Here is a 17,421-nt window from a genome sequence, read left to right as displayed (position 1 = left end):
TTTGCCATACCCTGTTAATTTCTATATAAATGCCAAGTGTTTCAAGGACGCCTTTAAAACATCCTCCACAGACATGGTATCAGTTACCTCTACCTGTCGTACCGCGCGTCCGGCTTCCGCAGGAGAATATCCAAGTGCAGTGAGTGCATCGATGGCTTCGCCTGTCACCCCATCCTCTTTTGGCATCAGATTCCCTGCCTCCTTAAAGGATGCAGGAATAACATCTGCCATATCAATCTTATCCTTTAAATCCAGAATGATTCTCTGTGCAGTTTTGGCACCCACACCGGGGGCTTTGGAAATAGTCTTCGCATCCCCTGAAATAACCGCTCTTTTTAAATCATCCGGATCCATGGAAGAAAGGATCCCAAGCGCTCCTTTGGGTCCGATTCCATTCACGCTGATCAGCTGCTTAAACATCTTTAAATCCTGCCGGCTTAAAAAGCCATAGAGACACATGGCATCCTCTCTCACCTGAAAATATGTATATAGCTTAACTTCCCTGCCGACACCCGGAAGCTTCTCAAAAACAGACAGGGGAATAAAAATTTCGTACCCCACGTTCCCGCATTCAATTACAACTGAATCTTCTGTCATCTCGGCGACTGGTCCTTTTACGAAAGAAATCACTCTGCAGTTCTCCTTTTTATGCCTTGCAAATACTTTAGTATAACCATTGCTTTGACCTTAATCATAGCATACTGCCAGTTGATATGCAAGCAATTGATCGAACAAATATTCTGTACTCCGTTGACGAACCAGAAAGCTTTGGATATAATAAAAAGCGAAAAGAAAGGACGAAACCACAGATGATAACGCTTAAGAAACACATTGCATTTGAAGAAACCTATCCCCTTGACCGTCTTGGGAACCGGGAAGATCTTCTTTTTTTCGATATTGAAACAACCGGATTTTCAGGGGAATACTCCACACTCTATTTAATTGGCTGTGTTTATTACAGGGATGGAATGTGGAATCTGGTTCAATGGTTTGCCGACACCCTGGATTCGGAAAAGGAGCTTCTTATTACTTTCTATGAATTTCTTAAAAGTTTCAAAAAGGTAATTCATTTTAACGGGGATGGGTTTGATATTCCCTACCTTTTAAAACGCTGCCATGCCTACAGGCTGGCCTATCATTTCTCTGATACCGAAAGCCTTGACATATACAGAAAAATCCGCCCATACCGGAATCTTTTAAGTCTTTCCAGCATGAAGCAGAAAGCCATCGAAGCATTCTTAGGTGTGGAACGGAAGGATCTTTATTCCGGCGGACAGCTGATTGAAGTTTATAAAGATTACTTACTTTCCAAAGACCAGTATCTCTTTGATCTGCTGATACTGCATAATGAAGATGATTTAAAAGGCATGCCTTTAATTCTTCCCATACTGAACTACCCTGATTTCCTGGAGCACAGCTTTACCCTGACAGACCAGGCGCTTATAAGCAGTCCCGACCTATTCGGGCGGGAGCAGCATCTGCTTAAACTGACACTTATGAACGGCTTTTCTGTTCCTGTGGGATTTACAAAGGCCAATTCCATGGTTACGGCAACGGCTGAGGGACAGGAGCTCACTCTTACCATCGACTTATATGAAGGAGAACTGAAATACTTTTATCCTGATTATAAAAATTATTATTATCTTGTTTATGAAGACAGAGCCATACATAAAAGTGTAGCCGAATATGTGGACAAAGAAGCAAGAGTGAAAGCCACCGCAAAAAACTGCTATATCCGGCAGACCGGTTGTTATCTGCCTCAGTTCTCCCCTTTATGGACGCCCGCTCTTCAAAATCAATGGAAAGATAAAATCACCTATTTTACCTACGATCCGGATTTCTTTCACGATCAGGAAAAGCTGCAGGGTTATATCCGGCATCTTTTTGACCATCTTTCTTCGTCCTGAATCCGCTCATAAAATACCCTGCATTTTCCGGAAATCTCTTGGAGATACGCCTTTTATCTTTTTAAAGGCATCTCCAAAGTAATTCCCGTCTCCGAACCCGCATTCCACTGCAATATCCGTCACGGATTTTCCCGTATTCAGTAACAGTGATGCGGCTTCCCGGATTCGGATATTGGTAAGATACTCCTTAAATCCGAACCCTGTAACAGCTTTGAATTTCCTTGAGAAATATGCCGGGCTCATATGTATCCTTTCTGCGACCTCACCCAGAGTAACCGGCGTTCCATAATTATGGTAGATATATTCCGCCGCTTCTTCTATCGCCTTTTCCGCCACCTCAAACTTCCCTGCATCTGACTTTGCTTCCCTGCATCTGGAGAGAAAAATCAGAAGTTCATACAGATAGTTTCTCTTCATCACAGGCGAATATCCATCCTGGCCGGCGCCTTCATAGACCATTTTCTGAATCAGTTCTTCTGCATAGGGCCTGCTGCCTGAAGGTATGGAAATCCTGGAATTCTGAAATAAAGCGTCCGTCAGACGGCTGCCGCAGCTTTGTATCATATCATTTAAATATTCCGTATCAAAGCTTAAAGTAATCCTTTCATTGACCGGGCTGGAATGATAGGTCGTCCGGTGGATTTCACCAGGAGAGATGAATATCATATCACCAGGTTCTATATAATATAAGGTATGATTGATAAATATTTTACAATGTCCGGACACCAGATAGAACAGTTCATAGTAAGGGTGCCAATGGCTTCTCACCATATTGAATTCATAAGAACGCCTTGTTCTGCTGATTAAAAATTCCATAATCCTTTTAATAATCCCCTTTTTTTAACAGCTCTCTGATATAGGAAAAGGTTTTTTCCTCTCCCTCATCCTTTAACATCAGAAGGAGCTCTTCTAAAAGCTTTTCCGTCTCAGGTGCAACAATCATATAGGCTTTCCCCTGTACGTAATATTCCCATGGAGATGCATCTGTATATTCTTTCCCCTTATAGGTTTTGGAAGCTGCGATCCGGTCCATAACCATCTCTGCCAGATAGTTGAGCGGCATTTTATAACCAATCAGTCCCTTTGAGGAGTCCATGGAAAAATCAATCCAGTATTCACAGTGATGTTTGTTCCGCCCTTTGTGATGAAGCCATGCCCTGGAAAATCCCTTCTCTTCAATTTCCGCCGCATTGGGACTTCTGTTGCCCTGATAATATAAAACACCGGGTATGAATTCCTCCGGACTGTATTTGGAAAGATCATGGAGCAGCCCCTGCTTTATTAAGCCTACCCGGAAGCAGTTTTTCATGACCCGGATTTTGTGTATGTTAATGGTACATAAATGTCCCCAAAAATTCTTAAATTTCATATTCTGCCCTTCCTGTCCCAACGTAAAATCTTCACCCATTTTATCATATTTACCGATGATTTTACCACATATTTTTCGGTTTCATTTTTTTAAGAGAATTCTTGTTTTTTATAGCGGAAAATGTTTGACACCTTACCCATTTTATGCTATTCTTAGGGAAGTTACAGATATCCTGTAGCAGTACAATTTTTAGTCGTTTTGGAGGTATCATAATGAAAGGTACAGTTAAGTGGTTTAACAACCAAAAGGGTTACGGATTTATTTCCGACGAACAGGGTAACGATGTTTTCGTTCACTACTCAGGTCTCAACATGGATGGTTTCAAATCTTTAGATGAAGGCGCTGCTGTAGAGTTCGATGTTGTAGACGGAGCTAAGGGTCCACAGGCTACAAACGTTATCAAAATATAATCATTGACTCATCAGTGTACCTTTTTTCAATATAGGAAGAAGTTATATTGTTTCACATGATTACGATTGGAGCCATCCTCAGGATGGCTCTTTTTGACGCTTTTTCCCTATCGGTTACTGCGCTTTCTCGTATAAATCTTTTAAGTCTTCCACTGTAAATTCATAATTTTTATTACAGAAATGGCAGTTTACTTCAATGCTCTTTCCTTCTTCGATCATCTCTTCCAGTTCTTTCCTGCCAATGCTGACAAGGGCCTTTTCAACTCTGGCTTTATCGCAGTTACAGTGAAACTTAACCGGAGTCTGTTCTAATATATCAAGTCCAAGTCCGCCCAGAATATAAGTCAGTATCATCTCCGGAGTTTTTCCCTCTTCCAGAAGAGAAGTGACGGAATGGATCTCACCCAGCCTTTTTTCCAACAGTGTAATCATCTCTTCGGATGCTCCCGGGAGAAGCTGAATGATAAAACCCCCTGCCTGTTTCACCGTATTGTCTTTGTTCATCAGAACTCCCAGCGCTACAGAAGACGGAGTCTGTTCCGAATTGGCATAATAATAGGTAAGATCTTCTGCAATCTCTCCTCCAACCAGAATTGTCTGTCCTACATACGGCTCTCTCAAACCAATGTCCTGTATCACACTTAAAACGCCTTCTCCGACAGCTCCGCCCACATCAAGCTTTCCAAACTCATTGGGAGGCAGCATAACGCCTGGATTATACGCATATCCTTTTACATTTCCCTTTGAGTCCGCAGTTACCGTCAGTCCTTCTATGGGGCCGCTGCCCTGGATCTTTATGGTCAGTAAATCCTCTTCACCCTTCATCATGATTCCCATCATACCGCCTGCTGTTAACAGCCTGCCTAACGCGGCAGTTGCCACGGGACTTGTATTATGAGCCTGTCTTGCATACTCCACCAAATCTCTGGTAGTCGCTGCGAAAGCCCGGATCTGATGATCTCCTGCTGTCGCTCTTACAATATAATCAGCCATTTTTCTGCTCCTTTCCATGCTCTCTCGCAATCAGATAGATTCGTTCACTGGTTTCTTTCACCGGATTTGTGGTAAAAGCATCGTATGCGTCTAAAAATTCCAGTCCGGCTTCCTTTAAAGCTTCCCTGATTTCATCGATGGTAAAAGCTCTCTGGTAATGGGTTTCCTTATATTTCCGGTAAAGATCCTCTTTCTCCCGGATAAACAGTGAAAGATCGTATTCATTGATCTTCGTATCCCCATCATAATAATTATCCCAGATGAAGCTGCATTCCTCCCTGTCCTCTGCAATGGTAGAATCACCCATCACCTTCTCATACTTATAAACAGTATTTAAGTCAAAGATAAATACACCGCCTGGATCAAGATAATTATTCACCAGACGGAAAACATCCACCAGATCCCTGTATTCCAGAATATAATTGACACAGTCACAGATACTTAAAACTGCCCTCACAGTACCATAGAGTTCAAACTCCCTCATATCCTGCATAAGATAAAGAATATCCTTACCAGATTCTGCTCTCTTATCCATGGCAATCTGCAGCATGTCTTCGGAGTTGTCCACTCCAATCATATCATATCCGGCATCTGCCAGAAGCTCTGTAAGACTTCCCGTTCCGCAGCCTAAATCCAGAACCAGACCGTCCTCAACCCCATGTTCCTTTAAAAGACCGGTCACATAGCTGCACCAGTCTTCGTATGGAATATTGTCCATAAACAGATCGTAGACTTCCGCAAAATTTGTGTACGCTTCCACTTATGATTTCCTTTCTTTTAAATGCCTTTTTTCCCGAAGTGAAAAACAAAGCAGGTAACCTCAAAGAGGTACCTGCTTTCCTGTCTCATTGTCGTTACGATTACAGGTTCTGTCCGCAGCACTTTTTATATTTCTTGCCGCTGCCGCATGGACATGGATCGTTTCTTCCGATTTTTGCACCCTTAACAATCGTTCCGGAAGCCTTCTGAGTCTTATAGAGTTCCTTCTTCTTTTCCTCTGTCAGGATCTGATCCCACTGCGGAAGGCTGTAAAGCCATTCAGCCTTTGCTTCTACCATATTATAATAAAGCTTTTCCGGGTCGATTTCGATTTTAACTACCGTATTCTCATCCATCGTTTCGACAGGGTTTTCGTAGCCCTTTAAGCTTTCATTGATTCCATCTAAAAATCCGGTCATTGTCTGAACGTCTGTGCCATATCTCTTAGCCAGCTCTTCAACGGTTCCTTCCACCACTTCTTCCGGCTTTGACAGAATATGTTCATAAATACCTTTTTCAACTTTAAAATAGCCGGTCCATAATTCTTCTTTTCCTTTATCATCCAGACCGTCACCGTATGCTAAATTTCTCCAATTTTCTAAAATAGTCATGATTAAAACCATCCTTTTGTCTGTTCTTTCTTGTAATACTCCATCAAACAGTATATAACATATTGATAAATTTTGCAATGCAGCTTTAAAGAAAAATGAAAACTGCCTCCTTCCTGCGAACAATAGGAAAGAGAGGCAGTTTACATTTACAAATTCTTATACATATCCAAGAAGTCCCGGAAGCCATAATGACAATGCGGGTATATACGATACCAGGAGTAGCACTACAAAAATTGCGGCAAAATAAAGCAGCAGTGTCTTTATGACATTTTCAATCTTTGTCTGTCCTACTTTCACTCCTACAAACAGGGTTGTTCCCACCGGAGGAGTTATGGTTCCGATACATAAGTTAAAGATCATCATGATTCCGAAATGTATGGTATTCATTCCCAGCGCCTGGCATACAGGCAGAAAAATGGGAGTAAAGATCAGGCAGGCCGGTGTCATATCCATAAATGTTCCTACCAGAAGGAGAAGAATATTTATGATGAATAAAATAACATAACGATTACTGCTGATTCCAAGCATCGCATCAGAAACTGCACCAGGTATTCCGGTAAATGCCATAACCCAGCTCATGATGCTGGAAACACCGATTAAAAAGATGATGATACCCGTCATCTGGGCGCTTTCCAAAAACAGTTTAGGCAGCTCTGAAAGCTTTAACGATTTATAGAAAAACAGGGAAAGAACCAGGCTGTAAACTACGGATACCACGCTTCCTTCCGTAGCCGTAAATATTCCCCCGATGATTCCTCCGATAACAATTACAATCATGAGAAGACAGGGAATTGCCTGAAGACAGACACGAATTTTTTCCTTTGCAGTGAAACGTTTTGTGCTTTGATATCCTTTTTTCTTAGCCAGAAAATAGATTACTATCATGCAGGCCAGACCCCATAGTATGCCAGGTATATATCCAGCCATAAAAAGAGCCGCAACAGAAGTTCCTCCGCTCACAAGGGAGAACGTGATCATAACGTTGCTGGGCGGTATCAAAAGCCCGGTTGGAGCAGTCGCAATGTTTGCAGCTGCGGAAAAATCTCTGTCGTAGCCTTCCTCTTCCTCAATGGGTCCGATAATTGCTCCCATAGCGGAGGCCGCTGCAGTTCCTGATCCTGAGATTGAACCAAAAAGCATATTTGCTACTGCGTTTGTATGGGCAAGTGAACCAGGTATTCTCCCGGTAAAAAGCTTTGCAAAATTAATAAGGCGGATTGCAATGCCTCCTTTATTCATAATATTACCTGCGAGAATAAAAAAGGGAATAGCCAGAAGGCTGAATATGGAAATACCGGAGAATATTCTCTGTGCTCCCGTTAATACCGCTGCTCCCGTGTTTAAAATAGGCAGAATGGCACATATGGATGAAACGGCAAGTGCAACTGACACCGGCACTCCCAGTAAAAGCAGAATTACCAGAACCACCAGTATGATTAGTCCGCAAAATATGGAAATACTCATTTATGCTTCCTCCTCCTTTACGCTGAAATCCGTATGCAGCATATCCACCGCATTAATCAGACAGAACAACATGATAAGCACGCCTGTAACCGGAACTGCCGCATACACATATCCCATGGGAATCTGTAAAGATGCCGTTGTCTGCATCATTGTAAGTTTTGTTATGGAACTGCCGCCGTACACCATAACCACGCCTGCAAATGCAAATGCCAGCATTTCAATGGCAAATTCCAGATATCTCTTTGCAGTACCCGTTATTTTATCAGCAAGAAACCCGATTCTCATATGATCTCTTTTTCCAAATACGTAGGCAGAAGCAAACAAAGACATCCAGGTGAAGGAATAAGTCAGCAGTTCTTCTGAAATAGTACATGGTCTGTTGAAAAAATATCTGGTAATGATCTGATAGGTTCCAATTACAGTCATAGCTGCAAAAAGAAATATAATGACTGCTCCAAGAACCTTCATGATCCGGTCTTTTACCTGATGCATCACTGACATACTATTGTCCTCCTTTTATTTTTTCATTTTCATCCTGAATATGCTGGTATAAATCTCTGATCTTGGGATTTTCGTCCAGCATTTTTTCATGAAGTGGAAGCACCTTTTCTTTAAAAGCTTCCACATCAACATCGATGAATTCTACTCCCATATCTGTTTTAGCCTTTTCTTTTGCTTCTTTGATGCTTTTATCCCATTCAGCAAGCTCCACTTCTGTGGAACGTTTGGCTGCCTCTTCAAAAACCTCATATTCTTCAGGACTTAAACTGTTTAAAAATTTTAAATTACCCACCAGCATATCCGGTACCATCTGATGTTTGTTATAAGAATAATACTTTGCCACTTCCCCGTGCTTGTTATTGGTAAGTGCCAGCTCATTATTTTCCGCTCCGTCAATTACTCCCTGCTGAATCGCAGTGTATACATCACCAAACCCCATGGGCGCTGCTGCTGCACCGAATGAGTTTACCATTGCCACACTGGCAGGACTTTGCTGAACACGGATTTTCTTACCCTTTAAATCATCCGGCGTACGGATCGGTGTCTTGGCATAGAAATTTCTGGTTCCTGCATTGTACCAGGTGACAACGCGGAACCCCGCTTCATCTGTGGAAGCATAAATATTCTGCATATAGTCCGTATCCTCCATGACAGAGCGGTACACCTCTTCTGAATCAAACAAATACGGCATGCTGAAAACTTCATAGACATCAGCAAATGTCTCTAAATTTGCAGTTCCTGCAACTACAAAATCAATGGCTCCTGTCTGCGTGAGCTCTATGGCTTTCTGGGCAGAGCCAAGAATCTCATTGGGAAATATCTGTACCTCATACTTATCTCCCAGACGCTCTTCCACATACTGTTTAAATGCAAGAAGACCTAAATGCTCCGGATGTGTCTCTGCCTGGGCATGTGAGATTCTGATAATCCTTTTGCCCGAAGTTGCCGTACCACAGCCGCTAAGCCCTGCTGCCAAAGCAGCTGCAAGAATGCCTGCTGCCAGTCTTTTTAAGAATTTCTTCATACAATTACCTTCCTTCCCACCTGTTTTAAGATGTAACAGGCAAAAAAATAAGCCCCAGGTTATATGATTGAGCGAATCAACAAGGGGGCGATGCCTGCCTTAATGCTTTCTCAATTATATAACCTGAAGCTTCTTTTTGTACCGTAGAGGATTGTCTTCCAGGGAGAATATTTTAACATCCTCCTTGGAGTTTTCGCCAGTTTGCATAAATACAATTGCTTATTTTTGTGCATTCTGACTATCCCTGAACTCAGAAGGAAGCACTCCGGTAATTCGTCTGAATACCTTTGCAAAATAATTGGAATCGTAATATCCCACCTGTATGCTCACATCCTTTACACTGGCATTTTTATTCATAAGCAGCTTTTTCGCTTCATTTATTCTGACCTTCGTTAAATAGGTAGTGAAATTCTGGTCAAAACACTGCTTAAAAAGTTTGCAGAAATAGGCATCGGAATAGTGAAGCAGCCGGGCTGCGTCCTGCATGGATATTTCTTTCATATAATTATTTTTTATAAATTCCAGAATACGGGCTGCCACATCGCTCTTGGCATCTCCATCTGCCGGCTCATGAAGGTACGAATCCAGTTCATGAAGCTCAGAACCGTCATCTGCCCCAACTCCATCTCCATTTCCCTTATCCTGAATATCAGCGAGACGCATAGCCTCCTCCATGACAGCAAGAAGTTCTTCTTCTTCGCATGGCTTGAGAAGGTAATCCAGAGCCCGTATAACAATTGCCCGTTTTGCATAGGAAAACTCATCATAAGCAGTGAGAAAGATGATTACACAATCCCTGCTAAGACTCCTGATCCGCTCAGCAGCCTCCACACCGTTTAATTCCGGCATGGCGATATCCAGTATGGCAATCTGACACTTTTCCCGTTCAAATACAGCCAGGGCATCTGCACCATCCACCGCTTCACTGATTTTTATGCTGTCACCGAAATGTCTGGTTAACCTTCTGGCCAGTGCCATTCGCTCGATCTGTTCATCATCTGCCAGTAAAATACGATACATCTGTCTTCCTCCTTATGAATTCTTCTGATACTCCGGTGTAAAGGAAAGCTGTACCGCTGTTCCTTTAAAAGGAGCGCTGTATATGGACAATTCCCCGTCTTTATACATACCGTGGACTCTCCGGTAAATATTTCCAACACCGATTCCCGTCTTTTTTTCCTCTCCGTCTCTTAAAGAGCACCGGATTTCCTCCAGCTTTTCACTGTCAATTCCTTCCCCTGTATCAGCCACTGAAATCACCAGTTTCCCCCCCTTTAGCCAGGAACGGATTAAAATCTTTCCTCCCCTGCTTCTTTTAGAAAGTCCGTGTAAGACTGCATTTTCAACCAGGGGCTGCAAAGAAAAAGAAGGTATCAATATATCAAGTGTCTGAGGGCTGCAGTCAGTAATGTACTGAAACCGCTGCCCAAAACGCATCTGCTGTAAATACATGTAATCCTGAACAACCTTTAATTCCCTCTCCAGCGGCATGACCGAATCTGTTGATTTTAAATTATATCGGAACAGACTGCTGAGCGCTGAGATCATTCTCTCAGTCACTGATGCATCCTCAATCTGGGCCATGCTGGAAATCATATTTAAAGTATTAAAAAGAAAATGGGGATTAATCTGATTTTTAAGCATCTGCAGGCGGACCTCATCTAACTGCTTTTCCATCTCATGCTTTTCCGTCAATGCGCTGATATAGCCCCGGGTCGAAGACTTCATGGCAGAAAAAGCCCGCACCAGTCTTGCGATTTCGTCATCCCCTTCTCTCTTCACATCTTCGCCGGAGAAATCATTTTTCCCAATCCGCGTCGAATCTTTCGCAAGTTCCACCACAGGACGTATAATACTGCGGTTAATAGACCGGTTTAAAAGTTTAACAAAGAGCAGGGAAACACCTCCCCATATCAGGCTTGCCGCCGGAACGATCACCAGTAAATAACGGTTTCTTTCATAGCTTTCATTGCCATGCTTTACAGTCATCTGCTCCAGCTGTCCGGCATGGGCAGTCAGATAGGCCTGTACTCTGTAAATCGTATAAAGCTTTTCCGTATAATCCGGATCCTGTTTCGTAAGCTTATGAAATTCATCCCGGTATACAGCATAATTTTCATACATATTCCGGATGGACCACACCTTTGCATATTGATACCGGCCTGTCTTCTTATAATCGTAAGGCAGCTGGTCCACCGCCTTCTTTGTGTTCCTGCACGCCTTTTCATACACTTCACGGCTGTCTTTCGTATCATCTTTTATATAAGAAGCAAATGCATTCTTTTCATTCTCCATAGCAGACCAGAACGACAGACTCTGTGAGTTGTTTCTTAAAACAGAACTGAATCCTCTCATTCCAAACCCCGCCACCATAAAATTGGCAATGATGGACAGTATGACCACAGCAGCTCCGCTGGCTGTAAGATAATTCACTTTCTTCTGGAGGGATAAAGACCCCCAAAACCAGCGCAGTCTGTTATATTTTTTTTCATTCATTTTATTTAACCTTTCAAACGTGAAATACACGGTAATTGGCATTTTAAATCAGAGTATATCAGTTCTCAGTCTTTTTTTCAAGCGGCTTTCCTTTCCCTTACACATAAAAAACACCCCACATGCGACGCCTTTGCCGCACATGGGGTATTAAAAAGGGGAGGATAAGTATTCACTTATCTTTGGTATAATTCTATTATCACCCATTCAATTATTTTTATTCACATATTTTTTAAATTTTAATGAAGTCCATCCAGCTTAGCCTTTAACCCCTCCAGATATATCACATCCAGTCTTCGTTTTGCCTTAACAGATTTTATATCCTCTTTTTTTAACTGCTCATCCATATCCGCAATCCGCATCTCACATTCTGATATCTGCTCCATCAGCATGGATCTGCTGGGTCTTTTCATGATAACCGGTAAATCAAGTGTCCTTGTGAGGAAACGGGAGATGGCTTCTTCCACCTTTGTCTCATCCTCATACACCCGATTGTAAAAGTCGCAGACTGCAAGGTATAAATTTTCATAAACCTTTAAGTCCCCGCCGTCTTTTCCGGTAACCAGGATAGTTCCATCCTTTATGAAAAAGCTGGCTTTTTCTTTGTCTTCTTTCTCAACGCTATATTTGCTTTCATCTATTTTATCCAGCTTTAATCCTTCCGTAATCAGATCAAACACATACCACTTCAGTTCACTTGTCACCAGACCGTTTAACGATTCCAGTCCGATCTCTTCCTCATGCTCCATACCGTTTCTCCATTCCTTTCCTTTTGCAGTTTTATTTCCTTTAAATAAGGTTTTCTCTGTCGTATCGATTATACAGGAACAAACCCCTGACCTCAACCCTTATTTCCATAAAATTGGACATCTCCATACTCCGGGCAATGGGATGTCCTGAAATTAAATATTGGTGAGTCGTTCAAAAAGAGTATTTATTTCAATTTGGCCGTATCCCCATACGTTATTGGGATATATATTGGCCGGACTGCGTCTTGCTCCTCTTATGAGAAGCCGGTTCACATCATTGCCTGTTATGGTTGTATAATTTCCTCTTGGTACCGCCCATTCAAAAACCATGGCTTCAATTCCAGCCGCCTGTGCCGCCGCACAGCCGCATCCGGTTATGGTGCCATATTGGTTTCCCGGAACTGCACAGGTAAGCTGATATCCTGGTGCTGCTATATCCGGTTTTATAAAACCGGTTCTTGTGTATCCCCTGCCCGATTCCGGTAATATGCTGTCATTTGCCCCATCGTATGCAGTCACTGCCAGCGGGTGGGTAGATGTACCAGGGGCGGTAATTGTTGTATCTGGATTGGAATTTAAGAAAAAGGTATTTTCACTAATTAAATCACCCGAAGGCAGCCAGGCATGAAAAGCAAATGCTTCCTTTTCCAGATTCTGCACTTTTATGATCCAGATACCTGGAATCGGATTCTGAAAACGCATGACAATCAGCGGGTCTCCTGTCTCCTCCTCGAAAATATAATTATTAATCCATATGACACTTTCATTTAAGACGAAGGAAAATCTCCTGCATTCACCAAGAGAAGGAAATACCTGTCCGGTTGTTTCTCTGTTTGGCACTGTAATTTCAACGGAAAGTCTTGCTGGAGCAAACGGCCAGAGTTCTAAGGAAAACAGCTTATCTTCCTCTCCAACCCTCAATTCAAACTCATTTACAAACGGTTCTGTAACCGTATTATTATAATAGTGTCTTCGCTTATTTGCTTCATTTCCCGCCGAAATAATGATTCCTGTCTGGGGCTGCTGGGCAAGAAAATTTGTAATATAGCTGGTTGCTCCCCGGCCATCGTGACTTGACTGATTGGTTCCCATGGCAATGCAGACAACAACAGGGCGGTTCAGTTTCTTGGCAAGTTCCGTTACGTAACCGATTCCAATAATCAAATCAGATTCCTGATAGCATTCTGCATTCTCAGGAACGAAAAATATCCTTTTCAGCGTATTCTTTGCAGGCTTCAGCTTTACAATTACCAGGTCAGCTTCCGGAACGACTCCGCTAAACGACTGCTCCAGGTTTGGTTTACCGGCTAAAACACTGGCGATCGCAGTGCCATGCCCATTGGTGTCTTCAGAAGGAACAACGGATAAGGGATTTTCCGACCGGAGAGCTACGTTAATATGCTCCCTGGTATATTCCGTCCCATATGTAAAGCCGGAAGGCGGACTTCCAGTCTGAATGGTCTGGTCCCATAAGGAAAGGATACGGGTCGTTCCATCGTTGTACCGAAAAGCCTCATGCTGATAATCAATTCCCGTATCAATGACCGCTACTAAAACACCTCTTCCAAACAGTGCAAGATACGGATTTCTCTGAACTGTTCCAATTCCTGATTTTTCAAGACTGACTGTAGAACTGAGTGTCAGTACAGAGGGAAATGCATTATAAGGATAGGTTCCTAAATCACAGGGATCCGGTGGGATACTGGGGATGGGAATATGAGCCAGCGAATGTCTTAAATTCATATAGGTAATATTATCTCCTGTATCATAAGTAGACTTCATCACGTTGCTGATAATTAAATCATAATAATTTTCATCCAGTATTTTTTGCATAAGCAGGCCTCCCTGTCTATCACTTGCGGTACATATGATATATCTTATGCAAAAAGGTCCTTATTATGAGTTATGTTAAGAAGAGACCAATCATAATGGAAATACTCGTGCATAAGATATAGCATATGCCAGAAGAAACGGAATAAAGGAGAGATAAATATGGGGAAAGTACTGGACAATAATTATTATGATATGATAATCAATAATTACATGGTACCTACTTTCGGCTCTGGTGACGATATCACACTCTTAAACGGTTATTTCTCCCTCCTTCATGTATTAAAAAAAAGTAAGGAGCTTTGTGATCTGGGAACGAATCCCTATCATTTCTTCCCATCCGTCTATACACTTACATCCATTATTGGCAAATATCACTCCTCTCCTTTTCAGTCTGTCCAGCAGACACCGGATTTTTTCCTTTCAGGTCAGGGGACTATTATCGGGATTATAGATACAGGAATTGACTATCAGCATCCTGCGTTTTTAAACAGAGATAAAACAACAAAAATTCTGTCAATCTGGGATCAGACCATTCAAAACGGACCCACACCCCAGGGTTTTACTTTTGGCACGGAATATACAAGGGCGGCCATCAACACTGCGCTGAGTTCTGAAACTCCTTCTTCGGTTGTACCCTCACAAGATGTAATCGGGCATGGTACTGCTGTGGCAAGCATCATTGCCGGAAGCCTGAATACCAATCCGCCGTTTCTGGGGATCGTTCCAAATGCAGAACTGGCAGTTGTAAAGCTGAAGGATGCCAAACAGAATTTAAAAATGCTCTTTTCCATTCCTGATGACAGGCTGTGTTATCAGGAAAGCGATATTGTACTGGGACTCCGTTATCTGGTAATTCTTGCCCAAAAGCTGAAACGCCCCCTTGTTATATGTCTTGCTCTGGGAAGCAGCCAGGGCGGTCATGATGGCAGAGGCGTTTTATCCAGATACATTGATGATCTGGTTCAAATACCGGAAATCGGGATCGTTACATCAGCCGGGAACGAGGGTAATAACGGCAGACACTATTTTAACTCTGTGGTTTCCCTTCCTTTTACAAACGATTTTCAACTGAATGTCGGTCAGGGTGAAACTAAATTTCCAATGGAAATATGGTCCGTCACACCAGCACAGCTTTCCATAGAAATCACTTCTCCAAACATGGAGAAAATCCCCCCTGTGGACCCATCCTATAATGAATGCACAAGGTATCAGTTTCAAACCAGTCAGAGCATACTCTGGATTAATAATATATCATTTGAACAGCAAAGCGGGGATCAGCTGATTTTACTGCGTTTTGAAAGTCCCCTTCCGGGAACCTGGAATTTTCATGTCAGTAATACAATAAACGAACGTTTTTCTTTCAATGCCTGGCTACCCTCCGGGGATTTAATTTCTGACAGCACATTTTTTCTCAGTCCGGACCCGGATACCACCATCACATCACCTGGCAACAGTAAAAATGTGTTTACAGTAACCGGTTATAATCAGCAGACAGGTAATATTATAAATGAATCCGGAAGAGGATATACTAGAAGCGGTATGGTAAAGCCTGACGTAGCTGCTGCCGGATACAGCATCCCCTGTGCCGTTTTAGGAGGACAATATGGAACATTAACAGGTACCAGTGCTTCTGCCGCACAGGCTGCCGCTGCAATGGCAATTCTGTTTGAATGGACTCAGGGAAAAGGAAATTTCACTTCATTAACAGGAGAACAGGCAAACTGGCTTCTCATACGAATTGCACAGCGAAACCCTTCCTACCAATATCCAAATAATATCTGGGGTTATGGAATCCTTGATGTTTCCCGCCTCTTAAACCGCCTCTATTCTGGTTTCTAAGGCTGATCTTTCTGTATACAAAAAGAACGATGATTTCAACAGGACGGAGAAATCATTGTTCTTTATTTAAGATGTCTGATTTTTAGAATCCAGGCTTTCTGTCTGTTTATTTCCTTTTAGTACATTAATTGCTTTTATTATAATAAATATGACAACAGCCATAATAAGGAAATTTATTACTGAAGTAATAAAGGCACCATAAGCAAACACCGGCCCCAGTGCCTGAGCGTCTGCAAGCGTCTGAATGGATGTGCCTTCCGGCGCCTTATAAAGCAGCAAAAACTGATTGGAAAAATCCACACCTCCTGTAATCACACCGATCAGGGGAGAGATAACATCTTTCACAAGTGAACTTACAATCCCCTGAAATGCAGCACCAATAATAACGCCGACTGCCAGATCCACTACATTTCCCCGGAGGACAAACTCCTTAAATTCAGACCCAATCCCCTTTTTCTGACTCATATTATCATTCCTCTTTTCTTTCAATTCCTTTTCTGATTCTTAGGATTGGTGAAACCCTGTCATTCTATACCCGGATATCATGTAAGAATTACATTTTCTGCATTCTCTTTTACCCACTCCCTGGCGAAAGCTGAAAATATTCTAACCGTTGGGCGGAGAGTTTTACCGGAAGGCACACAAAAATAGATAATACGGTATACCTCCGGGTCAAGCGCTCTTCTCACATATCCGCCGCAGCCGTAAGAATCCAGAACAAGCTTTGGCAGAATGCTGATTCCGCAGCCTCCGCATACCATGGCTATGGCAGCCTGGTCGCTTAAAAATCCGCTGTGTTCCATCAGTTTACCCTTTGCCTGGCGCAGCATTTTCCCTACGGAATAGCTGGTCCCTTCGCTTGGAATAACAAAGGTTTCTCCTTTTAAATGGGTAAGAGTAATCGTTTCACAGACACATAGCGGGTGGTCCTGCGGCAGAATGACATAATAGGGATCTTTTACCAGCGGGGTTTCATTCTCCTTCCTGCTTGATTCTGCCGTGATCGCACAATCAATTACATCTTTGGAAAACCAGTCTTTCATGATTTCGTAATTAATTGCATCATTCATGTATAAATCCACAAGCGGATACTTCTTTCTGAATTCAATAATCATCTGGGGCATCCACTTGACGGCAACACTTGTGATTACGCCAATGCGGATCTTTCCATGCTGTATATTCTCCTCTCCTGCCAGCTGTCTTATCATATCTTCTTTCTCTGTCAGTTCTTTTGCGGCCGGAAAGATTCTCTCTCCTTCTTCTGTTAAGGATACCCCGTTTCTTCCCCTGTAAAGCAGCTTAATTCCCAGTTCCTCCTCCATGGAGGAAATCATATGGCTGGCTGCAGTCTGTGAATAACTAAGCTGTGCTGCCGCCTTTGATAAATTTCCCGTTTCTGCTGCTCTTACAAACAGAATGTATTTATTTATATCCATTTGATAGATCCTTTCTATTTTCAGCTGCTTTCA

Annotated in this window: 18 protein-coding genes; 3 read left to right on the top strand and 15 right to left on the bottom strand. The window is 42.5% G+C overall.

Annotated features, from left to right (window positions below):
* Window positions 1-21 precede the first annotated feature (21 nt).
* Window positions 22-630 (bottom strand): Holliday junction branch migration protein RuvA, encoded by a 609-nt coding sequence (gene ruvA, locus V7D18_RS16330; RefSeq protein WP_426155657.1) that lies wholly within the window; start codon window positions 628-630, stop codon window positions 22-24.
* Between the two features lie 179 nt (window positions 631-809).
* Here ruvA and V7D18_RS16325 point away from each other — a divergent pair, with 179 nt between their 5' ends.
* Window positions 810-1,907, top strand: a complete 1,098-nt coding sequence (locus V7D18_RS16325) for a ribonuclease H-like domain-containing protein (protein WP_426155655.1) — start codon at window positions 810-812, stop codon at window positions 1,905-1,907.
* 6 nt (window positions 1,908-1,913) lie between these two features.
* Here V7D18_RS16325 and V7D18_RS16320 read toward each other — a convergent pair whose 3' ends face one another.
* Window positions 1,914-2,723 carry an AraC family transcriptional regulator gene (locus tag V7D18_RS16320; RefSeq protein ID WP_426155654.1) on the bottom strand — a complete coding sequence of 270 codons (810 nt, stop codon included), beginning with the start codon at window positions 2,721-2,723 and terminating at the stop codon, window positions 1,914-1,916.
* Between the two features lie 7 nt (window positions 2,724-2,730).
* A complete protein-coding gene (locus V7D18_RS16315; protein WP_426155652.1) occupies window positions 2,731-3,276 on the bottom strand; it encodes a DUF5662 family protein in 546 nt (181 codons plus the stop codon).
* A 212-nt stretch (window positions 3,277-3,488) separates the two neighbouring features.
* Between V7D18_RS16315 and V7D18_RS16310 the strand changes: the two genes are divergently transcribed.
* Complete coding sequence (locus tag V7D18_RS16310; RefSeq protein ID WP_024295188.1) at window positions 3,489-3,686, top strand: cold shock domain-containing protein; 198 nt, start codon at window positions 3,489-3,491, stop codon at window positions 3,684-3,686.
* Window positions 3,687-3,800: 114 nt separating this feature from the next.
* Here V7D18_RS16310 and hslO read toward each other — a convergent pair whose 3' ends face one another.
* The 10 genes from hslO to V7D18_RS16260 form a co-directional block, all read right to left on the bottom strand.
* Window positions 3,801-4,679 carry an Hsp33 family molecular chaperone HslO gene (gene hslO, locus V7D18_RS16305; RefSeq protein WP_426155650.1) on the bottom strand — a complete coding sequence of 293 codons (879 nt, stop codon included), beginning with the start codon at window positions 4,677-4,679 and terminating at the stop codon, window positions 3,801-3,803.
* Window positions 4,672-5,439 carry a class I SAM-dependent DNA methyltransferase gene (locus V7D18_RS16300; RefSeq protein WP_426155649.1) on the bottom strand — a complete coding sequence of 256 codons (768 nt, stop codon included), beginning with the start codon at window positions 5,437-5,439 and terminating at the stop codon, window positions 4,672-4,674. Before V7D18_RS16300 ends, hslO begins: the two co-directional genes overlap by 8 nt.
* A gap of 100 nt (window positions 5,440-5,539) precedes the next feature.
* On the bottom strand, window positions 5,540-6,049 hold the full coding sequence (locus V7D18_RS16295; protein WP_426155647.1) for an SEC-C metal-binding domain-containing protein: 510 nt from the start codon (window positions 6,047-6,049) through the stop codon (window positions 5,540-5,542).
* Window positions 6,050-6,205: 156 nt separating this feature from the next.
* A complete protein-coding gene (locus V7D18_RS16290; RefSeq protein WP_426155646.1) occupies window positions 6,206-7,513 on the bottom strand; it encodes a TRAP transporter large permease in 1,308 nt (435 codons plus the stop codon).
* A complete protein-coding gene (locus V7D18_RS16285) occupies window positions 7,514-8,014 on the bottom strand; it encodes a TRAP transporter small permease (RefSeq protein WP_426155645.1) in 501 nt (166 codons plus the stop codon). It lies immediately after the preceding gene.
* 1 nt (window position 8,015) lies between these two features.
* The gene (locus V7D18_RS16280; protein ID WP_426155644.1) at window positions 8,016-9,038 is read right to left on the bottom strand and encodes a TRAP transporter substrate-binding protein; all 1,023 of its coding nucleotides are present in this window, start codon (window positions 9,036-9,038) and stop codon (window positions 8,016-8,018) included.
* 219 nt (window positions 9,039-9,257) lie between these two features.
* On the bottom strand, window positions 9,258-10,058 hold the full coding sequence (locus V7D18_RS16275) for a response regulator transcription factor (protein WP_426155642.1): 801 nt from the start codon (window positions 10,056-10,058) through the stop codon (window positions 9,258-9,260).
* Window positions 10,059-10,070: 12 nt separating this feature from the next.
* A complete protein-coding gene (locus V7D18_RS16270; protein WP_426155640.1) occupies window positions 10,071-11,534 on the bottom strand; it encodes a histidine kinase in 1,464 nt (487 codons plus the stop codon).
* Between the two features lie 236 nt (window positions 11,535-11,770).
* The gene (locus V7D18_RS16265; protein WP_426155639.1) at window positions 11,771-12,280 is read right to left on the bottom strand and encodes a hypothetical protein; all 510 of its coding nucleotides are present in this window, start codon (window positions 12,278-12,280) and stop codon (window positions 11,771-11,773) included.
* A gap of 153 nt (window positions 12,281-12,433) precedes the next feature.
* A complete protein-coding gene (locus V7D18_RS16260) occupies window positions 12,434-14,113 on the bottom strand; it encodes a S8 family peptidase (RefSeq protein WP_426155637.1) in 1,680 nt (559 codons plus the stop codon).
* A gap of 159 nt (window positions 14,114-14,272) precedes the next feature.
* Between V7D18_RS16260 and V7D18_RS16255 the strand changes: the two genes are divergently transcribed.
* Window positions 14,273-15,952, top strand: a complete 1,680-nt coding sequence (locus V7D18_RS16255) for a S8 family peptidase (protein WP_426155635.1) — start codon at window positions 14,273-14,275, stop codon at window positions 15,950-15,952.
* A gap of 66 nt (window positions 15,953-16,018) precedes the next feature.
* Here the strand turns inward: V7D18_RS16255 and mscL are convergent, their stop codons facing one another.
* Entirely contained in the window at window positions 16,019-16,417 is a 399-nt protein-coding gene (gene mscL, locus V7D18_RS16250; RefSeq protein ID WP_426155633.1) for a large conductance mechanosensitive channel protein MscL, read from the bottom strand.
* Window positions 16,418-16,494: 77 nt separating this feature from the next.
* Window positions 16,495-17,388, bottom strand: a complete 894-nt coding sequence (locus V7D18_RS16245; protein WP_426155631.1) for a LysR family transcriptional regulator — start codon at window positions 17,386-17,388, stop codon at window positions 16,495-16,497.
* Window positions 17,389-17,421 lie beyond the last annotated feature (33 nt).

This window comes from Lacrimispora sp. 38-1 (assembly GCF_049890855.1).
GTDB lineage: Bacteria > Bacillota > Clostridia > Lachnospirales > Lachnospiraceae > Lacrimispora.
Note: the sequence above shows the minus strand (reverse complement) of the source record. Positions and strands in the feature narration are given on the sequence as shown.

Bases quoted from the DNA above. Each gene is read 5' to 3' on its own strand.
- V7D18_RS16325 (WP_426155655.1), top strand. From the start codon at position 810: ATGATAACGCTTAAGAAACACATTGCATTTGAAGAAACCTATCCCCTT.
- V7D18_RS16320 (WP_426155654.1), bottom strand. From the start codon at position 2,723: ATGGAATTTTTAATCAGCAGAACAAGGCGTTCTTATGAATTCAATATG.
- V7D18_RS16315 (WP_426155652.1), bottom strand. From the start codon at position 3,276: ATGAAATTTAAGAATTTTTGGGGACATTTATGTACCATTAACATACAC.
- V7D18_RS16310 (WP_024295188.1), top strand. From the start codon at position 3,489: ATGAAAGGTACAGTTAAGTGGTTTAACAACCAAAAGGGTTACGGATTT.
- hslO (WP_426155650.1), bottom strand. From the start codon at position 4,679: ATGGCTGATTATATTGTAAGAGCGACAGCAGGAGATCATCAGATCCGG.
- V7D18_RS16295 (WP_426155647.1), bottom strand. From the start codon at position 6,049: ATGACTATTTTAGAAAATTGGAGAAATTTAGCATACGGTGACGGTCTG.
- V7D18_RS16290 (WP_426155646.1), bottom strand. From the start codon at position 7,513: ATGAGTATTTCCATATTTTGCGGACTAATCATACTGGTGGTTCTGGTA.
- V7D18_RS16285 (WP_426155645.1), bottom strand. From the start codon at position 8,014: ATGTCAGTGATGCATCAGGTAAAAGACCGGATCATGAAGGTTCTTGGA.
- V7D18_RS16280 (WP_426155644.1), bottom strand. From the start codon at position 9,038: ATGAAGAAATTCTTAAAAAGACTGGCAGCAGGCATTCTTGCAGCTGCT.
- V7D18_RS16275 (WP_426155642.1), bottom strand. From the start codon at position 10,058: ATGTATCGTATTTTACTGGCAGATGATGAACAGATCGAGCGAATGGCA.
- V7D18_RS16270 (WP_426155640.1), bottom strand. From the start codon at position 11,534: ATGAATGAAAAAAAATATAACAGACTGCGCTGGTTTTGGGGGTCTTTA.
- V7D18_RS16265 (WP_426155639.1), bottom strand. From the start codon at position 12,280: ATGGAGCATGAGGAAGAGATCGGACTGGAATCGTTAAACGGTCTGGTG.
- V7D18_RS16260 (WP_426155637.1), bottom strand. From the start codon at position 14,113: ATGCAAAAAATACTGGATGAAAATTATTATGATTTAATTATCAGCAAC.
- V7D18_RS16255 (WP_426155635.1), top strand. From the start codon at position 14,273: ATGGGGAAAGTACTGGACAATAATTATTATGATATGATAATCAATAAT.
- mscL (WP_426155633.1), bottom strand. From the start codon at position 16,417: ATGAGTCAGAAAAAGGGGATTGGGTCTGAATTTAAGGAGTTTGTCCTC.
- V7D18_RS16245 (WP_426155631.1), bottom strand. From the start codon at position 17,388: ATGGATATAAATAAATACATTCTGTTTGTAAGAGCAGCAGAAACGGGA.